The 18,424-nt window shown below is 67.0% G+C and carries 16 protein-coding genes and 1 other RNA gene; 7 read left to right on the forward strand and 10 right to left on the reverse strand.

The genetic code is table 11. The annotated features are described in order from the left end of the window. Positions 1 to 123: 123 nt before the first annotated feature. From KIT86_RS10225 to dnaX, 4 genes are read right to left on the reverse strand one after another with little or no spacing between them, the layout of a single operon-like run. Complete coding sequence (locus tag KIT86_RS10225) at positions 124 to 528, reverse strand: MAPEG family protein (RefSeq protein WP_297397920.1); 405 nt, start codon at positions 526 to 528, stop codon at positions 124 to 126. A 32-nt stretch (positions 529 to 560) separates the two neighbouring features. Then, positions 561 to 1,172: a recombination mediator RecR gene (gene recR / locus KIT86_RS10230; protein WP_297397922.1), complete on the reverse strand. Its 612-nt coding sequence runs from the start codon at positions 1,170 to 1,172 to the stop codon at positions 561 to 563. A gap of 30 nt (positions 1,173 to 1,202) precedes the next feature. Continuing rightward, positions 1,203 to 1,535, reverse strand: coding sequence for a YbaB/EbfC family nucleoid-associated protein (locus KIT86_RS10235; protein WP_066266019.1), 333 nt, complete (start codon positions 1,533 to 1,535; stop codon positions 1,203 to 1,205). Positions 1,536 to 1,572: 37 nt separating this feature from the next. Beyond that, on the reverse strand, positions 1,573 to 3,480 hold the full coding sequence (gene dnaX / locus KIT86_RS10240; protein ID WP_297397925.1) for a DNA polymerase III subunit gamma/tau: 1,908 nt from the start codon (positions 3,478 to 3,480) through the stop codon (positions 1,573 to 1,575). 74 nt (positions 3,481 to 3,554) lie between these two features. Between dnaX and ffs the strand changes: the two genes are divergently transcribed. From ffs to KIT86_RS10255, 3 genes are all read left to right on the forward strand, one after another. Then, an RNA gene (gene ffs, locus KIT86_RS10245) (signal recognition particle sRNA small type) lies at positions 3,555 to 3,651 on the forward strand. Positions 3,652 to 3,668: 17 nt separating this feature from the next. Then, positions 3,669 to 4,022 (forward strand): DOPA 4,5-dioxygenase family protein, encoded by a 354-nt coding sequence (locus tag KIT86_RS10250; protein WP_297397927.1) that lies wholly within the window; start codon positions 3,669 to 3,671, stop codon positions 4,020 to 4,022. Between the two features lie 10 nt (positions 4,023 to 4,032). Beyond that, positions 4,033 to 4,365 (forward strand): SMR family transporter, encoded by a 333-nt coding sequence (locus KIT86_RS10255; RefSeq protein ID WP_297397929.1) that lies wholly within the window; start codon positions 4,033 to 4,035, stop codon positions 4,363 to 4,365. 6 nt (positions 4,366 to 4,371) lie between these two features. On the opposite strand, the gene KIT86_RS10260 is transcribed toward KIT86_RS10255, so the two are convergent. From KIT86_RS10260 to KIT86_RS10270, 3 genes are read right to left on the reverse strand one after another with little or no spacing between them, the layout of a single operon-like run. Then, positions 4,372 to 5,634 carry a TIGR03862 family flavoprotein gene (locus KIT86_RS10260; RefSeq protein ID WP_297397931.1) on the reverse strand — a complete coding sequence of 421 codons (1,263 nt, stop codon included), beginning with the start codon at positions 5,632 to 5,634 and terminating at the stop codon, positions 4,372 to 4,374. Beyond that, on the reverse strand, positions 5,631 to 8,981 hold the full coding sequence (locus KIT86_RS10265; protein ID WP_297397933.1) for an exodeoxyribonuclease V subunit beta: 3,351 nt from the start codon (positions 8,979 to 8,981) through the stop codon (positions 5,631 to 5,633). The genes KIT86_RS10260 and KIT86_RS10265 overlap by 4 nt, the downstream gene beginning before the upstream one ends. Beyond that, positions 8,978 to 11,605, reverse strand: coding sequence for a PD-(D/E)XK nuclease family protein (locus KIT86_RS10270; protein WP_297397935.1), 2,628 nt, complete (start codon positions 11,603 to 11,605; stop codon positions 8,978 to 8,980). The genes KIT86_RS10265 and KIT86_RS10270 overlap by 4 nt, the downstream gene beginning before the upstream one ends. 125 nt (positions 11,606 to 11,730) lie before the next feature. Here KIT86_RS10270 and trxA point away from each other — a divergent pair, with 125 nt between their 5' ends. From trxA to KIT86_RS10290, 4 genes are all read left to right on the forward strand, one after another. Further along, a complete protein-coding gene (gene trxA, locus KIT86_RS10275; RefSeq protein ID WP_291120781.1) occupies positions 11,731 to 12,063 on the forward strand; it encodes a thioredoxin TrxA in 333 nt (110 codons plus the stop codon). Between the two features lie 183 nt (positions 12,064 to 12,246). Beyond that, entirely contained in the window at positions 12,247 to 13,509 is a 1,263-nt protein-coding gene (rho, locus tag KIT86_RS10280; RefSeq protein WP_297397938.1) for a transcription termination factor Rho, read from the forward strand. An 86-nt stretch (positions 13,510 to 13,595) separates the two neighbouring features. Further along, the gene (locus KIT86_RS10285; RefSeq protein ID WP_297397940.1) at positions 13,596 to 13,850 is read left to right on the forward strand and encodes a type B 50S ribosomal protein L31; all 255 of its coding nucleotides are present in this window, start codon (positions 13,596 to 13,598) and stop codon (positions 13,848 to 13,850) included. Between the two features lie 95 nt (positions 13,851 to 13,945). Next, the gene (locus tag KIT86_RS10290) at positions 13,946 to 15,679 is read left to right on the forward strand and encodes a hypothetical protein (RefSeq protein WP_297397942.1); all 1,734 of its coding nucleotides are present in this window, start codon (positions 13,946 to 13,948) and stop codon (positions 15,677 to 15,679) included. On the opposite strand, the gene phoR is transcribed toward KIT86_RS10290, so the two are convergent. The 3 genes from phoR to phoU are packed head-to-tail and all read right to left on the reverse strand — an operon-like array spanning position 15,669 to position 18,414. After that, positions 15,669 to 16,988, reverse strand: coding sequence for a phosphate regulon sensor histidine kinase PhoR (phoR, locus tag KIT86_RS10295; RefSeq protein WP_297397944.1), 1,320 nt, complete (start codon positions 16,986 to 16,988; stop codon positions 15,669 to 15,671). The two genes, KIT86_RS10290 and phoR, sit on opposite strands and share 11 nt — an antisense overlap. Continuing rightward, positions 16,985 to 17,716, reverse strand: coding sequence for a phosphate regulon transcriptional regulator PhoB (phoB, locus tag KIT86_RS10300; protein WP_297397947.1), 732 nt, complete (start codon positions 17,714 to 17,716; stop codon positions 16,985 to 16,987). Before phoB ends, phoR begins: the two co-directional genes overlap by 4 nt. Further along, a complete protein-coding gene (phoU, locus tag KIT86_RS10305) occupies positions 17,713 to 18,414 on the reverse strand; it encodes a phosphate signaling complex protein PhoU (protein WP_297397949.1) in 702 nt (233 codons plus the stop codon). Before phoU ends, phoB begins: the two co-directional genes overlap by 4 nt. Positions 18,415 to 18,424: the final 10 nt, after the last annotated feature.

Raw genomic sequence — 18,424 nt, forward strand, 5'->3', positions numbered from 1 at the left:
CGCATTCTTTGGACGAGCCTTGAGCCTAGGGGGCGGGCCGAAAACCCGCATCAGGACCAATCCCGAGCGGGTTTGTACCGAGCACTTGCAAGCCGATGTAACGGCGTCGAAAGCAAGCGCGCGTCAAACGAAAAGGATCGCGATATTGACGATCAGCGCAAGGGTCCAGGCCAGGCTGCGCGCTGTCGCCAGGTTGGCGACATACATCATGATGTAGAGCACCCGCAGCACCACGAACAGGAACGCGAGAACGTCCAGGCGGACCTGTGCGGCCCCGAGCTGGTGCGCGATGATCACCGCGCCGATGAAGAACGGCAGGGCCTCGAAGCTGTTGGCCTGCGCGGCGTTCGCGCGGGCGCGCCAGTCGCTCTGTCGCGCCAGCCATTCGCGCGGGTGCTGGTTGTCAAAGCCACCGTCGCGGCGCGGCTTGGAGAACGTGCCCGATTTGGCGAGCCACGCGCAACCGATCGGCAACAACGAAGCCGCCACCACCGCCCAATACGCCACGGTCAACCCGGCGAGTTTCATGATGAAGCGCTTTCCACAGGAAATGGCGCGGATCAGCGCCGGTCCACCAGGGCATGGGCGATCGTGCCCAGGTCCACGTACTCCAGCTCGCTGCCCACCGGCACGCCGCGCGCCAGGCGGGTGACCTGCACATCGGAGCGGCCTTTGAGCGCCTGCGCGATCACGTGCGCCGTGGTCTCACCTTCGGCGGTGAAATTCGTGGCCAGAATGACCTCCCGCACCTCGGGCTCACCCTGTTCGGCGGGCGCGGTGATGCGGTCAAAGAGTTTCTGCAGGCCGATGTCGCGCGGGCCTACACCGTCGAGCGGGCTGAGCTTGCCCATGAGCACAAAGAACAGGCCCTTGTAGGCACCGGTGCGCTCCATCGCGGCCTGATCGGCCGGCGTCTCCACCACGCACAGCTGGCTGCGGTCGCGACGGGGATCGCGGCACGTGGGACAGATGTCGTCCTCGGTGAAGGTGTGGCACAGGCTGCAATGCTTCACCGAGCTGGCCGCGTGCTCCAGCGCTCGGGCGAGCTGCACGGCGCCATCGCGGTCGTGCTGCAACAGGTGGAAAGCCATGCGCTGTGCCGACTTCACCCCCACGCCAGGCAGGCGGCGCAACGCCTGCACCAGGAGTTCAAGCGAGTGGTTCTCAGCCATCGATGAGCAAAGCAGCCCGCGCGGCCGTCATCAGAACGGGAACTTCATGCCACCCGGCAGGCCGGGCATGCCCGCCGTGAGCTTGCCCATCTTCTCGGCCGAAGTTTCCTCGGCCTTGCGCACCGCGGCGTTGAATGCGGCGGCCACAAGGTCTTCCAGCATGTCCTTGTCGTCGGCCAGCAGGCTGGGGTCGATGGTCACGCGCTTGACGTCGTGCTTGCAGGTCATGAGCACCTTCACCAGGCCCGCGCCCGATTCACCGGTGACCTCGATGAAGGCCAGCTCGTCCTGGGCTTTCTTCAGGTTGTCCTGCATGGCCTGGGCCTGCTTCATGAGGCCGGCGAGTTGTCCTTTGTTGAACATGGTCTTCCTAACGTTCCGAGTGAAAAAATGAAAAGGCTCAGGCCGTGGTGATGGCCTTGAGGGTACCTGGCACGATTTTGCCGCCAAAGTCGCGCATCATGGCCTGAACGAAGGGGTCGTTGAGGATGTGCGCCTCGGCCTCGCGCTGGCGGCGCGCCGCCTCGGCCGCCACGCGTCGCGCGGGCGAGTCCGAGACGCTGCCGATCTCGACCGACAGGCGCACATCGTGGCCGATGGTTTTCAGCGCAGTCGCCAGGCGTTCTCGGGTGTTGCCCTGGTTGAGCGAGCTGCGCTCCACGCGCAACATCCACTGGTCTGTGTCGCGCGCGATCAGTTGGGACTGCAGGCCGAGCTCGCGCACCAGCGCGGTGATGGCCTCCGCGCGCACGAGCTGCATCACGGTCTCGAACCAGAAATCGCCTTCCACGCTGCCACCGGGCGCCGCGGGCAAGACGGTCTGGGTGCCGTGCTCGTCTCGGGGTTGCGGCTGGTCTGCCGGACCGGGCTCACCGGCATCGCGCACCGGCACGGCCAAGACGCGTGGCGGCGCCGGTTCGGCGTCCTCCCAGGGCGGGCCGTCGTCTTCCGGCCAAGGCGCATCGTCCAGCGGCTCAGTGGCCATCTGCGGGCCCGAGACAGGCGCGGGCGCGGCGCTGGTCTGCGGTGCCGGCGCGGGTGCGGGCCGCATGGCGGCCGGCGGCGGGTTCACCACAGGCAAACGGACCATGGGGGCCGGCATTGGCGCCACCGCAGGTGCGGGCGCCGCCACGTTCGCGGCGGGCGCCTCAGCTGTTTTCAGTGTTTTTTTTTCCGCTGTGCCGCTGGCAGCAGCCGTGTGGGCAGGTTTGAAGGCCATCAGGCGCAACAACACCATGGTGAGCGCGGCGTATTCGTCAGGCGCCAGGCCGAGCTCGCCGCGCCCATGCAGGCACAGACTGTAGAGCAGTTGCGTCTCATCGGCCGGCAGGCTTTGCGCCAGCCGCGCGATCTGCGCCTCATCGGGGTCGTCCACGCCTTCGGCCTGGGCACGGTCGGGCACGGCCTGCAACACCGCCATGCGCTGCAGCACGCCGGTCATCTCTTCCAGCGTGGACGCCGCATTCAGGCCATTCACGCGCAGCGCGTCCACGGTATCGACCACGGTGGCACCGTCGCCGCGCGCCAGAGCATCGATCAACCGCAGCACATAGGAGCGGTCCACGGCGCCCAGCATCTGGCGCACCGTGGCCTCCTGCAACTGGCCACCGCCAAAGGCGATCGCCTGGTCGGTGAGGGAAAGGGCGTCGCGCATGGAGCCGCGCGCAGCACGGGACACCAGGCGCAGCGCCTGCACATCGGCAGGCACGTTTTCAGCTTGCAACACCTGTTGCAAATGCTCCAGCACCGTTTCAGGTGCCATGGGCCTCAGGTTGAACTGAAGGCAACGCGAGAGCACGGTCACCGGCACCTTCTGGGGGTCCGTCGTCGCCAGCACGAACTTGAGGTACTCAGGCGGTTCTTCCAGCGTCTTCAACATGGCGTTGAACGCCGTGTTGGTGAGCATGTGCACCTCGTCGATCATGAAGACCTTGAAGCGCCCCTGAACCGGCTTGTAGACCGCCTGCTCCAGCAAGGCCTGGACCTCGTCCACGCCCCGGTTGGATGCGGCGTCGAGCTCGGTGTAGTCGACGAAACGGCCGCTGTCGATATCGGTGCAGGCCTGGCACACGCCGCAAGGCTCGGCGGTGATGCCGCCCTGCCCGTCGGCGCCCAGGCAGTTGAGCGATTTGGCCAGGATGCGCGAGACCGTGGTCTTGCCCACGCCACGCGTGCCTGTGAACAGGTAGGCATGGTGCAGGCGCTGCGTCGTCAATGCATTGGAGAGGGCTTGCACCACATGGCCTTGCCCCACCATTTCGGTGAAATTGCGCGGGCGGTATTTGCGGGCCAGGACGACATAGGACATGGGAACGATTCTAAGCGGCGGGGTATTGCCAGGCGATCCGGCATCGGCACACCCCATCGCCTACAATCGACCTCGACGGGCCTTCCCGCATGGTGAAGCGGCCAACCGGGTCAGGTGGGGAACCAAGCAGCCCTAACTGTGAATCCAGTGCCGGGGTCAAGGCTCGTCACCCCTCTTCCCATCTCACCATGTCCGTGCGCGATCCTGCCTCCATTGCCAGCTGGCACGCCCACGTGTACTTTGGTGCGGACTCGCGCGATGCCGCCTGGGCCTTGCGCGAAGTCATCGCCACCGAGCTCGGCGCGCGCGTCCAGCTGGGGCGCTTCCATGAAAAGCCGGTCGGGCCGCACCCCGCCTGGACCTATCAGGTGGCCTTTGATGCGCTTGAGTTTTCCCATGTGGTGGGCTGGCTTGCGCTCAACCACGGCGCGCTCGATGTGCTTATTCACCCCAACACCGGCGACGCGCTGAGCGACCACCGGGACGGCGCGCTATGGCTGGGCAGGTCGTACCCCTTGAACCTGCAGGCCCTGGTGGATTGAAGCGCCGCCCATGAACCCCTGGATCTTGCTCGGACTGGCCATTGCCGCAGAAGTTGTCGGCACCTCGGCGTTGAAAGCCAGCGAAGGCTTCAGCAAACTCTGGCCATCGGCCATCGTCATGGTGTCGTATGGCGCGGCGTTCTATCTCCTGTCGCTGACCTTGCGCACCATTCCGGTGGGCGTAGCCTATGCCGTCTGGTCGGGCGTGGGCGTGGTGCTCATTGCGCTGATCGGCTGGCTGGTGTTTGGCCAGAAGCTCGACGCCGCTGGCATGCTGGGCATGGGCCTGATCGTGGCGGGCGTTCTGGTGCTCAACCTGCTCTCGAAAACCTCGGCCCACTGAAATGAATCAGGCCGCCATCCAGCGGCGCACCCCCTCACCGGCGACCACCCCACTGGCCAGGCACGCCGTGAGGAGATAGCCCCCGGTGGGCGCTTCCCAGTCGAGCATTTCACCCGCGCAGAACAGACCCGGTCGAGACCGCACCATCAGGCCGGCGTCCAGCCCCTCCCACCGGACGCCGCCCGCGCTGCTGATGGCTTCGTCGATGGGCCTGGCGGCCGCCAGCCTGATTGGCAGGGCCTTGAGTGCAGCGGCAAGCCGGGCGGGCTCGTGCATCGCGTCCTTGCTCACCAGTTCGTTGACGATGGCCATCTTGATGCCCTCCAGGCCGAGACGGCTCTTGAGATGACTCGACAGACTGCGCGAGCCGCGCGGGTGCGCCACCTGGGCCAGCACCTGCTCGGCCGTGCGATCGGGCAGCAGATCCAGCTCAAAAGCGGCCTGGCCCTCGCGCGCGATCTGATCGCGCAGCAGACCCGACACAGCGTAGATCAAACTGCCTTCGACTCCGGTGGCCGTGGCGACAAACTCGCCTTTGCGATGGAAGCTGTTTCCCTGGCCGCGCGTGAACCGCACGGCCACCGATTTGAAAGGCTGGCCGGCGAAGCGCTCGGCGAAGAACGGGCTCCACCCGCCCGCCACGTCGAAGCCGCAGTTGCTGGGCTGCAGCGGCGCCACCTCGACGCCCTCGGACTGCAGCCTGGGCACCCAGGCGCCGTCAGACCCCAGGCGCGCCCAGCTCGCGCCACCCAGTGCGAGCACGGTAGCGCGGGGCTGCACCTGCAGGGGCCCCTGCGGTGTATCGAACACCAGGGCCGCCCCGTCCCAGCCCATCCAGCGATGACGCATGTGGAAACTCACCGGCCGGCCCCCCTCCTGGGGATGGCGCAACCGATGCAGCCAAGCCCGCAGCAACGGCGCGGCCTTCATGTCGGTGGGGAAGACGCGCTGGGAACTCCCCACGAACGTGCAAATGCCCAGGCTGGCCGCCCAATCGCGCACCGCCTGAGGCCCAAAGACGTCGAGCAGCGGGCGCAAGCGGTCCGCCTGCGCGCCGTAGCGGGCCACAAAGGCCGGCAGCGCTTCGGCATGCGTGAGGTTCATGCCGCCCTTGCCTGCCAGCAGGAACTTGCGGCCCACCGAAGGCATGGCGTCGAACAGGTGTACGTTGAGGCCGGCGCGGCCCATGACTTCGGCGGCCATGAGGCCGGCGGGGCCACCGCCGATGACGGCCACATCCACAGGCAGGAAAGAGCTCGAATCGGTCATGAAAAGCGTGAAGCATCGGCCAGCTCGATGAGCCGGCCCTGAGCATTGATAAAGGCCAGCCGCACGGCCTCGCCCGGCCTGGCCTGCGCCATGGCCTGGCGGTAGCCCTCCATCTGTGCGACGAGTTCGGGCTGGCGTTCGGGGTGTGCCGCGCTCTTGTAGTCCAGCACCCACCACTCGCCGCTGTCGCGGCGACGCACCAGGCGGTCAAGCCGCAGCAGCTCCCCCTGGTGGAAAAGCTCGACTTCGTTGCCCCAGTGGTTCAGCGCTTGCGCGTCCCAGGCCCAGGCGGCCTCGCCGCTCACGATGCGCCGGGCCATCGCGAGCACGTCGCGCGCCTGGGCCGTGTCGAGCGCGAACTCGCGCGCCACGGCCTGTGTGTGTTCTGGCGTCCACTCGAAGCCTTGTGCCGGCGTCGGCCGCCACTCCAGCAAGCGGTGCAACGCCAGTCCGATGCGGTTGGCTGTGTCGTCCCCGGGCAGGGGGACTTCCACGTCCCTCTTGGGCATGGCAGCTACGTTCAGGGACGGCAGGCTTGGCAGCTGAAAGGCCTGGGCCTGCACCGAAGGGGGATCGTCGGCGCCCGTGGCGGGCGACGGCGCCTCCAGCGGCGAGGCCAGCGGCAGCAAGCGCGCGTACCAGGTGGTGGCGCCGCGCTTGTGCGGTTCAAAGCTGGAGATGACCAACCGCGACTCGGCGCGCGTCAGTGCCACGTAGAGCGCATTGAGTTCCTCAAGCGAGCGCGCCTGCTGTTCTTGCTGCAAAGCCTCCTGCGCACAGGTGGGCGGTGATTTTTCGCTGGCCAGGAACACAAAGCGTCGGGGCAGCGGGTCTTCGCCCGGCCAGTCCACCAGCACGCCCATGCTCTCGGGCCGGGCAGATCCCGAGTCGGTGTCGAGCATCAGAACGGTGTGGGCTTCCAGGCCTTTGGCTCCGTGAATGGTGAGCAGACGCACCGCCCCGTGCGTTTGCACCGCCGTGGCCTTGATGCCACCGGCCTTGAGCGCGCGCACGAAGCGGTATGGGGTGAGAAAGCGCCCACCATCCTGTGCGAGCGATTGAGTCAGCAGGTCGCGCAATTGAGCGAGCACGGCGGCGCGCTGGCTCGCAGGCACCACTTGCGCAAAGCGCGCGAGCACGTCCCCATGGTCATAGAGGGCGGACAGCGCATCGTGCGGCGGCAGGCTGAGCAACCAGGTCCGGTAGAGCGCAAGGCGCTCTGCGGTCTGCTGGAACTGTGCAGCCTGCACCGGCGAAGAGGCGGCCGATGCTTGTTCACCGCCAGGCAAGGCCGCAAAACGCTGCAGCACCTCCCACCACGAAGGCCGGGGGGCCGGCGCGCTCGCGCCATCGACGCGCTGCGGCGTCCAGCTCAGGCGCAGGCGCGCGAGCTGGGCCAGGTCGTCGTCGCTCCAGCCGCACAGCGGCGACTTGAGGGCCCGAGCCAGGCTCAAGTCGTGGCGGGTCGAGACCAGCGCGTCGAGCAGCGCCACGACGTCCTGCACCGCAGGGGATTCGCCCAGTTCGAGCTTCTCGGGTTGTTCGCTGGCCAGGCCGCGTTCGAGCAGGGCCTCGTGCATCCAGGCCAGGCGCTCGCGGCGACGTGACAGCACCATGATGTCGTCGGGCAGCAGGCGCCCATCGGCGACTTCGGTGGCGATCCAGTCGGCGGCCTGCCGGGCCTCCAGCGCGGCCAGGCTGTCTTCGGGCAGCACGCGGGGCGTGGTCAGGCTGTCGCGCCACACGGGCTCGCCCTCCTGCTGCGCAGAGCCACGATCCAGCAGGCTTCGCGGCAGCTGTGGCAGACACAAGACCTCGCCCTGCGCGGTGCTCTCTGTCGTGTGGGGGCGGTAGTCGCTTCCGTATTCGCCAGCCTGCACCGCCGCGCCCATGGCGGCATTGAGTGCGTCCACCACCGCCGGTGCACAGCGGCGCGTGTGATCGCAGCTGAGCAAGGCGCCAGCCAGGCCCTGCACCACGAAAGCCTGCGCGGCCTTGAACACCTGCGGCTCGGCACGGCGGAAGCGATAGATCGATTGCTTGGGGTCGCCCACCAGGAACACGCAAGGCGCCTCGCCCGGGCCGGCGCCTGCGTAGGCCGAAAGCCAGCCGTAGAGCGCCTGCCATTGCAGAGGGTTGGTGTCCTGGAATTCGTCGATCAGCACGTGGCGCACGCGCGCATCCAGCCGCTGCTGGAGCCAGCCCGAGAGTTCGGCATCGCCCAGCAGGCGCCGCGCGGCGCCTTCCACATCGTTCATGTCCACCCAGCCGCGTTCGCGCTTGAATGCCGCGAAGGCGGCCAGCAGCAAGCGCGCGAGCCGGGACAGCCGCTGGTGGTGCAGCCAGGCGCGATGCTGGCGCAAGGCCTCGAGCGTGCGCAACGCCATCGCCTGGGCGGTCCGCACCACCTCGACGCCCGCGAGCTTGTCGCTGAACTTGCGCGGCTCGTCCTTCTGCGTGAGCAAGGCCGTGAGCACACCCGCGCCGTCGGCCTGGCTCAGCGCCAGCTCCAGCTCGGCTCCCTTGGCGGAAAAGGTCGGAGCGCTCGCGCGTCCCAGGGCCTGCGCGGCTTCGCGCAACAGCGTGGCGGCGCGGGCATCCTGCACCAGCCATTGCACCGGATCGTCAAAGCCCGCGAACTCCGGGTAGCGCTGCGCCATCGGCTCGACAGAGGCCTCCACCACACCTGCCGCGTCGGCCAATGCGAACTCCACCCGCTTTTGCAACGCCTTCTCCAGCGCCTTGAGCGTCTGGTGGCGACCATGTTCGGCCACACTGGCCATGAAGTCCTCACGCTCGACCGGACTGGCCGCGAGCGCGGCGTAGAAGCGCGGCCACACCTGGGCCACCGCGCGCGCATCGTCTTCAAGCAACTCGTACTGCACCGGCAACTGCAGCTCCTGCAGCACCGACAGCGGGGCGCCACGCAGCAAGGCGGCGAACCAACTGTGGAAGGTGCGCACCTGCACCGGGCGACCGATGGCGGTCACCGTTGCGTGCAGGCCCCGCGCCTCGGGCACGCGCCGCCGGGCATCCGCTTCGCTCAGGCCGCGCGCGCGCAATTCGTTGATCAGTGCGTCGTCGCCCAGCGTGGCCCAGCGGCGCAGTTCGGCATTGAGCCGGTCGCGCATTTCACCGGCCGCCTTCTTGGTGAATGTGATCGCCAGCACGTCCTGCGGTGCGCAGCCATCGAGCAGCGCGCGCAGGATGCGCGAGACCAGCATCCAGGTCTTGCCGGCGCCGGCACAGGCTTCCACCGCGATGCTGCGACCGGGGTCGCAGGCCAGCGCATAGAAGGCTTCGCGCGCCGCGGGCGCGCCGTTGATGCGGTAGGCAGGTGCCGTCATGCGGGCGTCCAGAAGTCCTTGCGGCAAAGGCCACGCGCCGCGCAGAACTCGCACACGCGGCCTTCACCCAGCGCTGGCATGGGTTGGCCGGCAGCCACCCGGGCCATGTCGTGCGCGAGGCCGGCGCGCAAATGATCGCGCGCCATCAGCACGTCAGGCTGCTCGACGAGCCAGGTGGGGCCATCCTTGCCGCTGTCGCCGCGCTTGTCGGTGATGCTGAGGTAGGCGGCGCGCAGGTTGTCGTCGGGCAGCAGGGCCGCGTAAAAGGCCAGTTGCGTGTCTTCCAGTGGCTCCTTCACGCGGTCGTTGGTCTTGCTGCGGCTCTCGGTCTTGTAGTCAATCACGAAAGGGATCGGTCCTTCGGGGCTGTGCTGCGCATCGATGCGGTCGAGCTTGCCGTAGAGTTTCCAGGGCCCCGCGCTCGCGCTGCGCTCGGCTTCGGCCTGGACAAAGCGCGGGCCCGGCCGGTCGTCTGTCGCTTCGAAGCCGGCCAACCAGTCCAGATAACCTTCTCGCAAAGCGGGCCACACCGCCTGGTAAGGCAGGAAACCCGCCCCGCCTTCGCCGGCGTTCAGGCCCATGGCGGTGGCGGTCTCGTCGGCCAGCCGGTCAAGACAGGCCTGATCGGCAGCGCGCCCTGGGCGGGTGTCGCCCCGCAGCTCGTGGAAGGCTCGAAGCACCGCATGCAACCAGTTGCCCATGTCGCGTTGGTCGGGCTCGGCCTCGAGTTCGGCCGCCTCGACCAGGCGCAACTGGCGCATCGCAAAGAAACGGTAAGGGCAATCGCGCAAATCCTGGTAGGCGCTGGCCGAGAGCGACTCGGGCAAGACATCGCCGGCGCAAGGCGAAGGTCTCGGTTGTGCCGTTGCCGACAGCGAACGCAACTCCCGCGGGTCGGACCCGGGTTGCAACGGCAACGCCTGCACCCAGGCACTGGGCAGCACGGCTTCACCTCGCTCCTGAGTGCGCCACAACAGATCCAGGCACGGCAAGGCGAGCGCAGCCCGCCATGCGCTGGCAGCGGCCAGGGCAACGGCTTCGCGGGACGGCAGGCCCAACAACTCGCGCTGCGCCGTTGTCCAATCGCCAGGAGGCTCTGGGCTGGGACTCAGATGCGCCTCGTCGCACCCCGGGACCACGGTGGCGGCAAAGACCCGCCCCAGCAGTTGCGCCATGGGCAGGACCACCACAGCCGCATCGGCCGCGCTGCGAGGCATGAAACTCGCACCTTCGAGCACGTCGCGCACCCAGGCGGTGAAGGCGTTCAGAGACAGACGAGCACCACCCCGCGCGATCCCATCGACGGCCTGGGCCACGCCAGCCAACTCCATCGCCGCGCCCTCCCCCAGGCGCAAGGTCTGCATCAGTTGTTGTCCTGCGGGATCGGCCTCGAACAAGGTCCAAAGGCCACAGGCCTTGAGCGCGGCGGCCAGGTCCCCCAACCATGTCGTCAAGGGTCGCCCCCCCTGCAACCCCTCGAGCCAGGCTGGCAGGCCTTCAGGGATGGTCGGTGCCAGTCGGGCGTGCCGAAGGGCCGCCTTCCAGCGCGACACACCCACTTCGCGCGCAAGTTGCTCCAACTGCTGCACCTGTGCCTGCGGCCAGGCCGTGGCCTGCTTGAGAAAATCCAGCACATCGTCCATCGACGCTCGCGCATCGGCCGCGCGCAGCACGCTCATGAGCTGGGCGGCCGCGTGGGTGGTCGAGAGCTTCCAGCCCGTCTCGTCGCGCACGGGCACGCCCACACGGTGCAGCATCGCGCTGACACGCCGGGTGAGGAGGCGGTCATTGGCCACCAGGGCCACAGGTACGTGCCCCTGGTTGACCCGCGCTATCACGCAGGCCGCAGCGCGCTGGGCTTCATCTTCCGCGTCGCCGCAGGCATGCAGCACGGGCGCATCGCCTGTTCGCGCGCTTGCCTCACCGAGCGACAACTTCAGCGACAGATCCCCCCAGCGTGCGGCCAGCGACGCCACCAGCGGATCTTCCTGAAAACCTTGCAGCACCACCAGCAGGTCGGCAGGGCCACCGGGCTGCGCCGCAGGCGCCCACAGCACATCGGTGGCGTAGCCAGACGTGCTCACCCAGGTGAGCGCCAGTGTGGCCAGCAGGCCCTCCCAATACAGGGAGGAAGCGGCGGGGGCAAGGGATGCACGCAGCGGCTCGGCCCATGCCAGCCGCTTCTCAGGGGGCACAGCCGCTGCCAACGGAGCGAGCTGGCGTGCGGCCTCCACAAGGCGGCCCACCATGATGGCGCGCAGGGCGGCATCGGCACGCGCGGGCGCCACGCGATCGATGAGGGCCTCGGCCATCAGGCTGTCGCGAGCCATGTCCATGCTCAGGTCGCCCGGCCCTGGCAGGAAGGGTCGCAGGCTGGCGGCCCAGTTGCGGCTGGATTCAAAACGCGGCGCAAACCCGCTCGGATGCGAAGCGGCCCAGGCCTTGCGGCCAGCGTCCATCAACTGGGCATAGGGCACCAGCACCACCACTCGGCTTGCGGGCACGGCGCGCTCTTGCATGGCCTGGTCGATATGCCCGATCCACTGCGCCCATTGGCGCATCGAAGGATGGCCCTCCTGCGCAGCCGGCGAACCGGCCTCTCGGATCGAGCTTACAGGCGTCATGGAAATGGGTGTTTCTGTCACAATGATGCGGACCGTGCGCTCAGAGGGTGTGAGAACACCTTGAACTGCTGGCATGTGACCCAAACTGTAACCCCTCCCCCGTTCAACGATTTTTAGGATGAATCATGGCCAGCGACCTGATCAAACACGTTTCCGATGCCAGCTTCCAGGCTGATGTGCTGGAGGCCGGAGCGCCGGTGCTGGTGGACTTCTGGGCCGAATGGTGCGGCCCCTGCAAGATGATTGCCCCGATCCTGGACGAAGTCGCCGGCTCGTACAACGGCAAGCTCAAGATCGCCAAGCTCAACGTGGACGACAACCGCGACGTGCCCGCCAAGTTCGGCATCCGTGGCATCCCCACGCTGATGCTGTTCAAGGACGGCCAGCTGGCCGCCACCAAGGTCGGCGCCGTGAGCAAGGCGCAGCTCACCGCCTTCATCGACCAGCAACTGGCCTGAGGCCTTGCTGAAGGGTGCTCGGGTGCAACGCCCGGGCACGGTTTCCCCGCCCTCCATTTCCTGTCATAATTTGCGCCAGCGGGCCTGACAGACGCCCGCCCTTCTTTCCGCGCACCGTCCGCCATCCGGACGCCGGCGCCCCCTCCCCCGGCTTTGACTCAACTCCCTTTCGGAGTGAATTCCATGCACCTTAACGAACTCAAGGCACTGCACGTGTCTGAAGTCCTCAAGCAGGCCGAAGCGCTTGAGATCGAAAACCCTGGCCGCATGCGCAAGCAGGAGCTGATGTTTGCCATCATCAAGAAGCGCGCCAAGGGCGGCGAGCTGGTGTATGCGGACGGCGTGCTGGAAGTGCTGCCCGACGGCTTCGGTTTCCTGCGGGCCCCGGACACCAGCTACACGGCCAGCACCGACGACATCTACATCTCGCCCAGCCAGATCCGCCGCTTCAACCTGCACACCGGCGACATGATCGAGGGCGAGGTGCGCATCCCCAAGGATGGCGAACGGTATTTCGCACTCAACAAGCTCGACAAGATCAACGGCCTGCCCCCTGAGGACAACAAGCACAAGATCATGTTCGAGAACCTGACGCCCCTGTTCCCCAAGGAGCAGATGCGCCTGGAACGCGACATCAAGAGCGAAGAGAACATCACTGGCCGCGTGATCGACATCATTGCCCCCATCGGGCGCGGCCAGCGCGCGCTGATCGTGGCGCCTCCCAAGAGCGGCAAGACGGTGATGATGCAGCACCTGTGCCACGCCATCACGGCCAACCACCCCGAGGTGGTGCTCATGGTTCTGCTGGTCGACGAGCGCCCCGAGGAAGTGACCGAGATGCAGCGCACCGTGCGTGGCGAGGTCATCGCCTCCACCTTCGACGAACCGGCGGCCCGCCACGTGCACGTGGCCGAGATGGTGATCGAGCGCGCCAAGCGCCTGGTGGAGCTGGGCAAGGATGTCGTGATCATGCTCGACTCGATCACCCGCCTGGCCCGCGCCTACAACAACGTGCTGCCCTCCAGCGGCAAGGTGTTGACCGGCGGCGTGGACGCCAACGCCCTGCAGCGGCCCAAGCGCTTCTTCGGCGCGGCGCGCAAGATCGAGGAAGGTGGCTCCCTCACCATCATCGCCACGGCCCTGGTCGACACCGGCAGCCGCATGGACGAAGTGATCTTTGAAGAGTTCAAGGGCACGGGCAACTGCGAGATCCACCTGGACCGCCGCCTGTATGAAAAGCGCGTGTTCCCCTCGATCCAGCTCAACCGCAGCGGCACGCGCCGCGAGGAACTGCTGCTTCAGCCGGAAATCCTGCAAAAGACACGCATCTTGCGCCAATTCATGTACAACATGGACGAAATCGAGGCCATGGAGATGGTGCTCAAGAGCATGAAATCGACCAAGAACAACTCCGAGTTCTTCGACATGATGCGTCGGGGCGGTTGAGGCTATAATCCAAGGCTTTGCTATTTGCGGCAAGTACAACGAAACGGTTTCGTTGCGGCTGCGGCACCTGAACTGAAAGAAACGCCATGAAAGACGGTATCCACCCCAACTACCGCGAGATCTGCTTCCAGGACCTCTCCAACGGTTTCAAATTCGTGACCCGCTCCTGCGCCAGCACGAAAGAGACCATCAAGATGGAAGACGGCCGTGAGCTGCCGCTGTACAAGCTGGACACCTCCAGCGAGTCGCACCCCTTCTACACCGGCACGCAGAAGAGCGTGGACAACATGGGTGGGCGCGTCGAGCGCTTCCGCAACCGCTACGCCAAGACCGCCAAGTAAGTGGCGTGTGCCCGGGTCTGCCCGGGCGTTCGCATCTTGCTCAGAAAAGCAGCCCCATCCGGCTGCTTTTTTTTCGCCCCTGTATATTCGCCGCAGTGAACCAGCCCACCCCCGCCATCGTCACCCAGTCGGCCGTGCGCCGTCTACCGCGGCTCGCACTCGTCCTGTTCTGCGTGGCCTATGTGCTGCCCGGCTTTCTCGGTCGCGAGCCCTGGAAGAACGCTGACGTCTCCGCCTTTGGCGTGATGCTGGAAATGGCCGCGGGCCGCAGCGGTTGGTGGAGCCCCCAGGTGCTGGGGCTGGCCGTGGAAGAGGCCGGCCCCTTGCCCTATTGGCTGGGTGCGGCTTTCATACGGCTGCTGCCTTTCGTGTCGCCCGATTTCGCGGTCCGCATTCCGTTCGCGGTTCTGCTGGCACTCACGCTGATCTGCACCTGGTACACGGTGTACCACCTGGCGCGCCAGCCCGCCGCGCAACCCGTGGCCTTCGCCTTTGGTGGTGAAGCCCAACCCACGGACTACGCGCGCGCCTTGGCAGACGCCGGGCTGCTGGCCCTCATGGCATGCCTCGGCCTGGCCCAGCTTTCGCACGAAACCACCCCCGATCTGGCCCGCCTCGCGTGGGTATCGCTGTTGCTGTTCGCGGCGTCCCGGCTCGCCCACGCGGGCAGCCGCCGGCCGCTGCGAAGCGTGTTCGCCTGGGGCGTCGCGGTGCTCGGGCTGATCTTCAGCGGCGCACCCTGGATCGCTGTGCTGCTGGCCAGTGGGCTGCTTCTGGTTCTGTGGTTCTCGCGCCGCACGCCTCCCTCCGCTGTTCCTCAGACCGACTGGCTGCTGGAAGCACCGGTCTCGGGGCGCGACCCGCTGCTGTGGGCGGCGCTGCTGCTGGTGGCGGTGCTTGCCGTGGCGATCGCCCTGGGTCAGGTGCCCGCCCCGGCCCTGCAAACGCCTTGGGCCGAGGTGCAATGGCGCAGCTGGGGCAAGCTGCTGGTGTGGTTCACCTGGCCCGCCTGGCCGCTTGTGCTCTGGACCCTGTGGCGATGGCGCCATCAACTGCTGCGGCCCCATGTGGCGCTGCCGCTGTGGGCCGCTCTGGTGAGCGTCGCGGACAGCGCGCTGTCCGACGAACGCGACCGCGCCCTGCTGCTGGGCCTGCCTGCGCTGGCTTCGCTCGCCGCCTTCGCCCTGCCGACGCTGCGCCGCAGTGTGGCCGCGCTGGTGGACTGGTTCACGCTGGTGTTCTTCTCCGGCTGTGCGCTGGTGATTTGGGTGATCTGGCTGGCGATGCAGACCGGCTTTCCCGCCAAGCCCGCCGCGAATGTCGCCAAGCTGGCGCCCGGATTCGTGCCCGAATTCTCTTTCCTGCTTTTCGCCGTCGGCGCGATCGCGACGGCGGCTTGGCTGTGGCTCGTGTCCTGGCGCGTTGGCCGGCATCGCCAGGCGCTGTGGAAAAGCCTGGTCCTGCCGGCGGCCGGCAGCACCCTGTGCTGGCTGTTGCTGATGACACTCTGGCTGCCTCTGCTGGACTTCGGTCGCAGCTACGGACCGATCTCACGGGGCATCGCGAGCCTGGTATCGCCTCAGGGTTGTGTGCTCGTGGATGGCCTGAGCCAGGCGCAGATTGCGGCCTTGCAGTACCACGGCCGCCTGGAACTGGTGCGCACGGGCGCCAGCAATGAACGCCGGTGCCGCAACCTGGTGGTCGACCCGGAAAATCAGCCCACGCTGGACCAGCGCGTGGATCTCACGCAATGGGCTTTCAAGGCCACGGTCAGGCGGTTGACCGACAACAAGGAAAGCCTGCTGGTGTACCAGCGCGTCAGCCGCTGACGCGCTCGCGCACCCGCGAAGGGGGCAAGGCGATCGCGAAGGTCGAGCCCTCACCCAGGACGCTCTGCACCTCGATATGGCCGCCATGGCGCTGCGCCACGTGCTTGACGATGGCCAGGCCCAGGCCCGTGCCCCCGGTTTCCCGCGAACGGCTGCGATCCACGCGGTAGAAGCGCTCGGTCAGGCGGGGCAGGTGTTCCGCCGCCACGCCCGGACCCGTGTCATTGACGAAGAACTCCGCCCAGCCGTCGGCACGCCGCCGCCAGCCCGAGCGAATGCGCCCGCCCCCCGGCGTGTAGCGCACCGCATTGCTCATCAGATTCGACATCGCGCTGAGCAACTCGGTGCGGGCACCCGACACCCAGAGGTCAGGGCCATCCACCGGCTCGATGTCGTGCGGTGTGGCGGCAATCGCCTGCGTCAGTCCTCTCGCCTCGGCCACCACGTGGCTGAGCAGCTCGCCGGCATCGATCCACTCGCCTGGCCCCGGAGCGGGACTGCCTTCCAGCCGGGAGAGGGTCAGCAAATCGCTCACCAGGGTCTGCATGCGGTGGGCCTGCTGGCTCATGAGGTCCAGGTAGCGCTTGCGGTCGGCCTCTTCCAGCGGGATGCTCTGCATGGTTTCGACGAAGCCGCTGAGCACCGTCAGCGGCGTGCGGATCTCGTGCGACACGTTGGCCACGAAGTCGCGCCGCATCGTCTCGGCCAGCTGCACGGCGGTCACATCGCGCGTGATCATCAGCTTGCGCTTTTTGCCGTACGGGTGGATCTGCAGCGAAATCTTGGTGGGCTGCGAAGGCCGCGGCCCAGGCCCGTCGATCTGGATCTCGTGGCCGAAGTCGCCGCCGGCCAGGTAAGCCGTAAAGGCCGGGTTGCGCACCAGGTTGCGCACATACTGTCCCAGATCGCGCTGCGGGTCGAATCCAAGATGGTTGGCTGCGGTCAGGTTGGACCACTCGATGCGCCCGGACGAGTCGAGCAGCACCACACCATTGGGCGATGCCTGGATGGCCGCGAGGAAGTCTTCCAGGCGCGCGTCGCTGCTTTGCGCCTTCTTCTCCAGCTTCTTGATGACCTTGCGGCAACGCTCCACGAGCTCGCCCCAGGCCCCGCTGAGATTGGGTGCGCGGGTCGCCTCACCCTTGTTGAGCCAGCGCATCACGCGCCGCGCCCTCATGCCATCGATGAAAGACCATGCGAGGGCGCCCGCCAGCCCCCCGGCGAAGGTGATGCCGGGCGACTCGTGGGCCCAGCCCCACACTGCCCCCACGGCGACCAGGAGCAGCAATTCAATGGCGCGGCGGGTCATGCGGCCGGGATCGGGGCGCCTTGAGCCGGTTTTCCGGTGTGATTCATCGCCGTGAGGCGGTAGCCTGCGCCGCGCACCGTTTCCACCATGCCGGACGCCTCACCCAGTGACTCTCTCAATCGCTTGACGTGCACGTCCACGGTACGCTCCTCGATGAACACATGGTCTCCCCAGACCTTGTCGAGCAGCGTACCACGGGTGTGAACGCGCTCGGCGTGTTTCATCAGGTAGTGCAGGAGCTTGAACTCCGTGGGGCCGACCTTGAGCTCCACACCCCGGAAGGTCACGCGGTAGGTGGCCGCGTCCAGTGCCAAGTCACCTACCTGCACTGAGTCGTTCACGATCTCCGGCGCCCTGCGGCGCAGCACCGCGCGGATGCGCGCCAGCAGTTCCTGGGTGGAGAACGGCTTGGTGATGTAGTCATCGGCACCGGCATCCAGGCCCTGCACCTTGTCGCTCTCGTCGCTGCGCGCGGTGAGCATGAGAATGGGCACGGTCTTGGTGCGTTCGTTCTTGCGCCACTGGCGCGCCAGCACGGCGCCGCTCTCGCCAGGCAGCATCCAGTCGAGCAGGATCACGTCGGGCAGCACGGCGTCCACCTCGCGCTGGGCGGCGGCGCCATCGAACACCACCGTGGGCGCGAAACCGTTGTGGCGCAGATTGACCGCGATCAATTCGGCGATGGAGGGTTCGTCCTCGACCACGAGGACGCGTGGCAACTTTCTCATCCGACCACCGACTCCACAGCCGACATGGGCACGTGCCGCACGTCTTCTCCCTTGACGATGAAGATGATCTGCTCCGCGATGTTCTTGGCATGGTCGCCCACGCGCTCGATCGACTTGGCCAGGAACAGCAGATCCAGACTGGGCGAGATGGTGCGCGGGTCTTCCATCATGTAGGTGATGAGCTTGCGCAGGAAGCCGTTGTATTCGTGGTCGATGGCATCGTCGCCCTTGATGATCGCGACCGCCATGGCGGTGTCCAGCCGCGCGAACGAATCCAGCGACTTGCGCAGCAGCGCGGCAGCCAGGTCGGCGGCCATGCGCAACTCCGAACTCGGCAGGTTGCGCGGCGAACCGTTCTGGATGATGGACTTGACCATGCGGGCGATGCGTGCCACCTCGTCGCCCGCGCGCTCCAGGTTCTGGGTGGTGCGGGAGATCGCCATCAGGAAACGCAGGTCGCGGGCGGTGGGCTGGCGGCGGCCGATGGTGGAGATGATCTCGTGATCGATCTGCACTTCCATCTGGTTGATGCGGTTTTCGTTTTCCATCACCTGTTCGGCCGATTCCAGGCTCATGTGGATCAGCGCATAGACCGCCTGGTGCAGCTGCGACTCCACCAGGCCGCCCATTTCGAGCACGTGCGTGGAAATGGAGTTCAGCTCGGCATCGAACTGGCTGGAGATGTGTTTGTCGTTCATGTAGGGCCTC

This window comes from Hydrogenophaga sp. (genome assembly GCF_026125825.1).
Lineage (GTDB): Bacteria > Pseudomonadota > Gammaproteobacteria > Burkholderiales > Burkholderiaceae_C > Hydrogenophaga.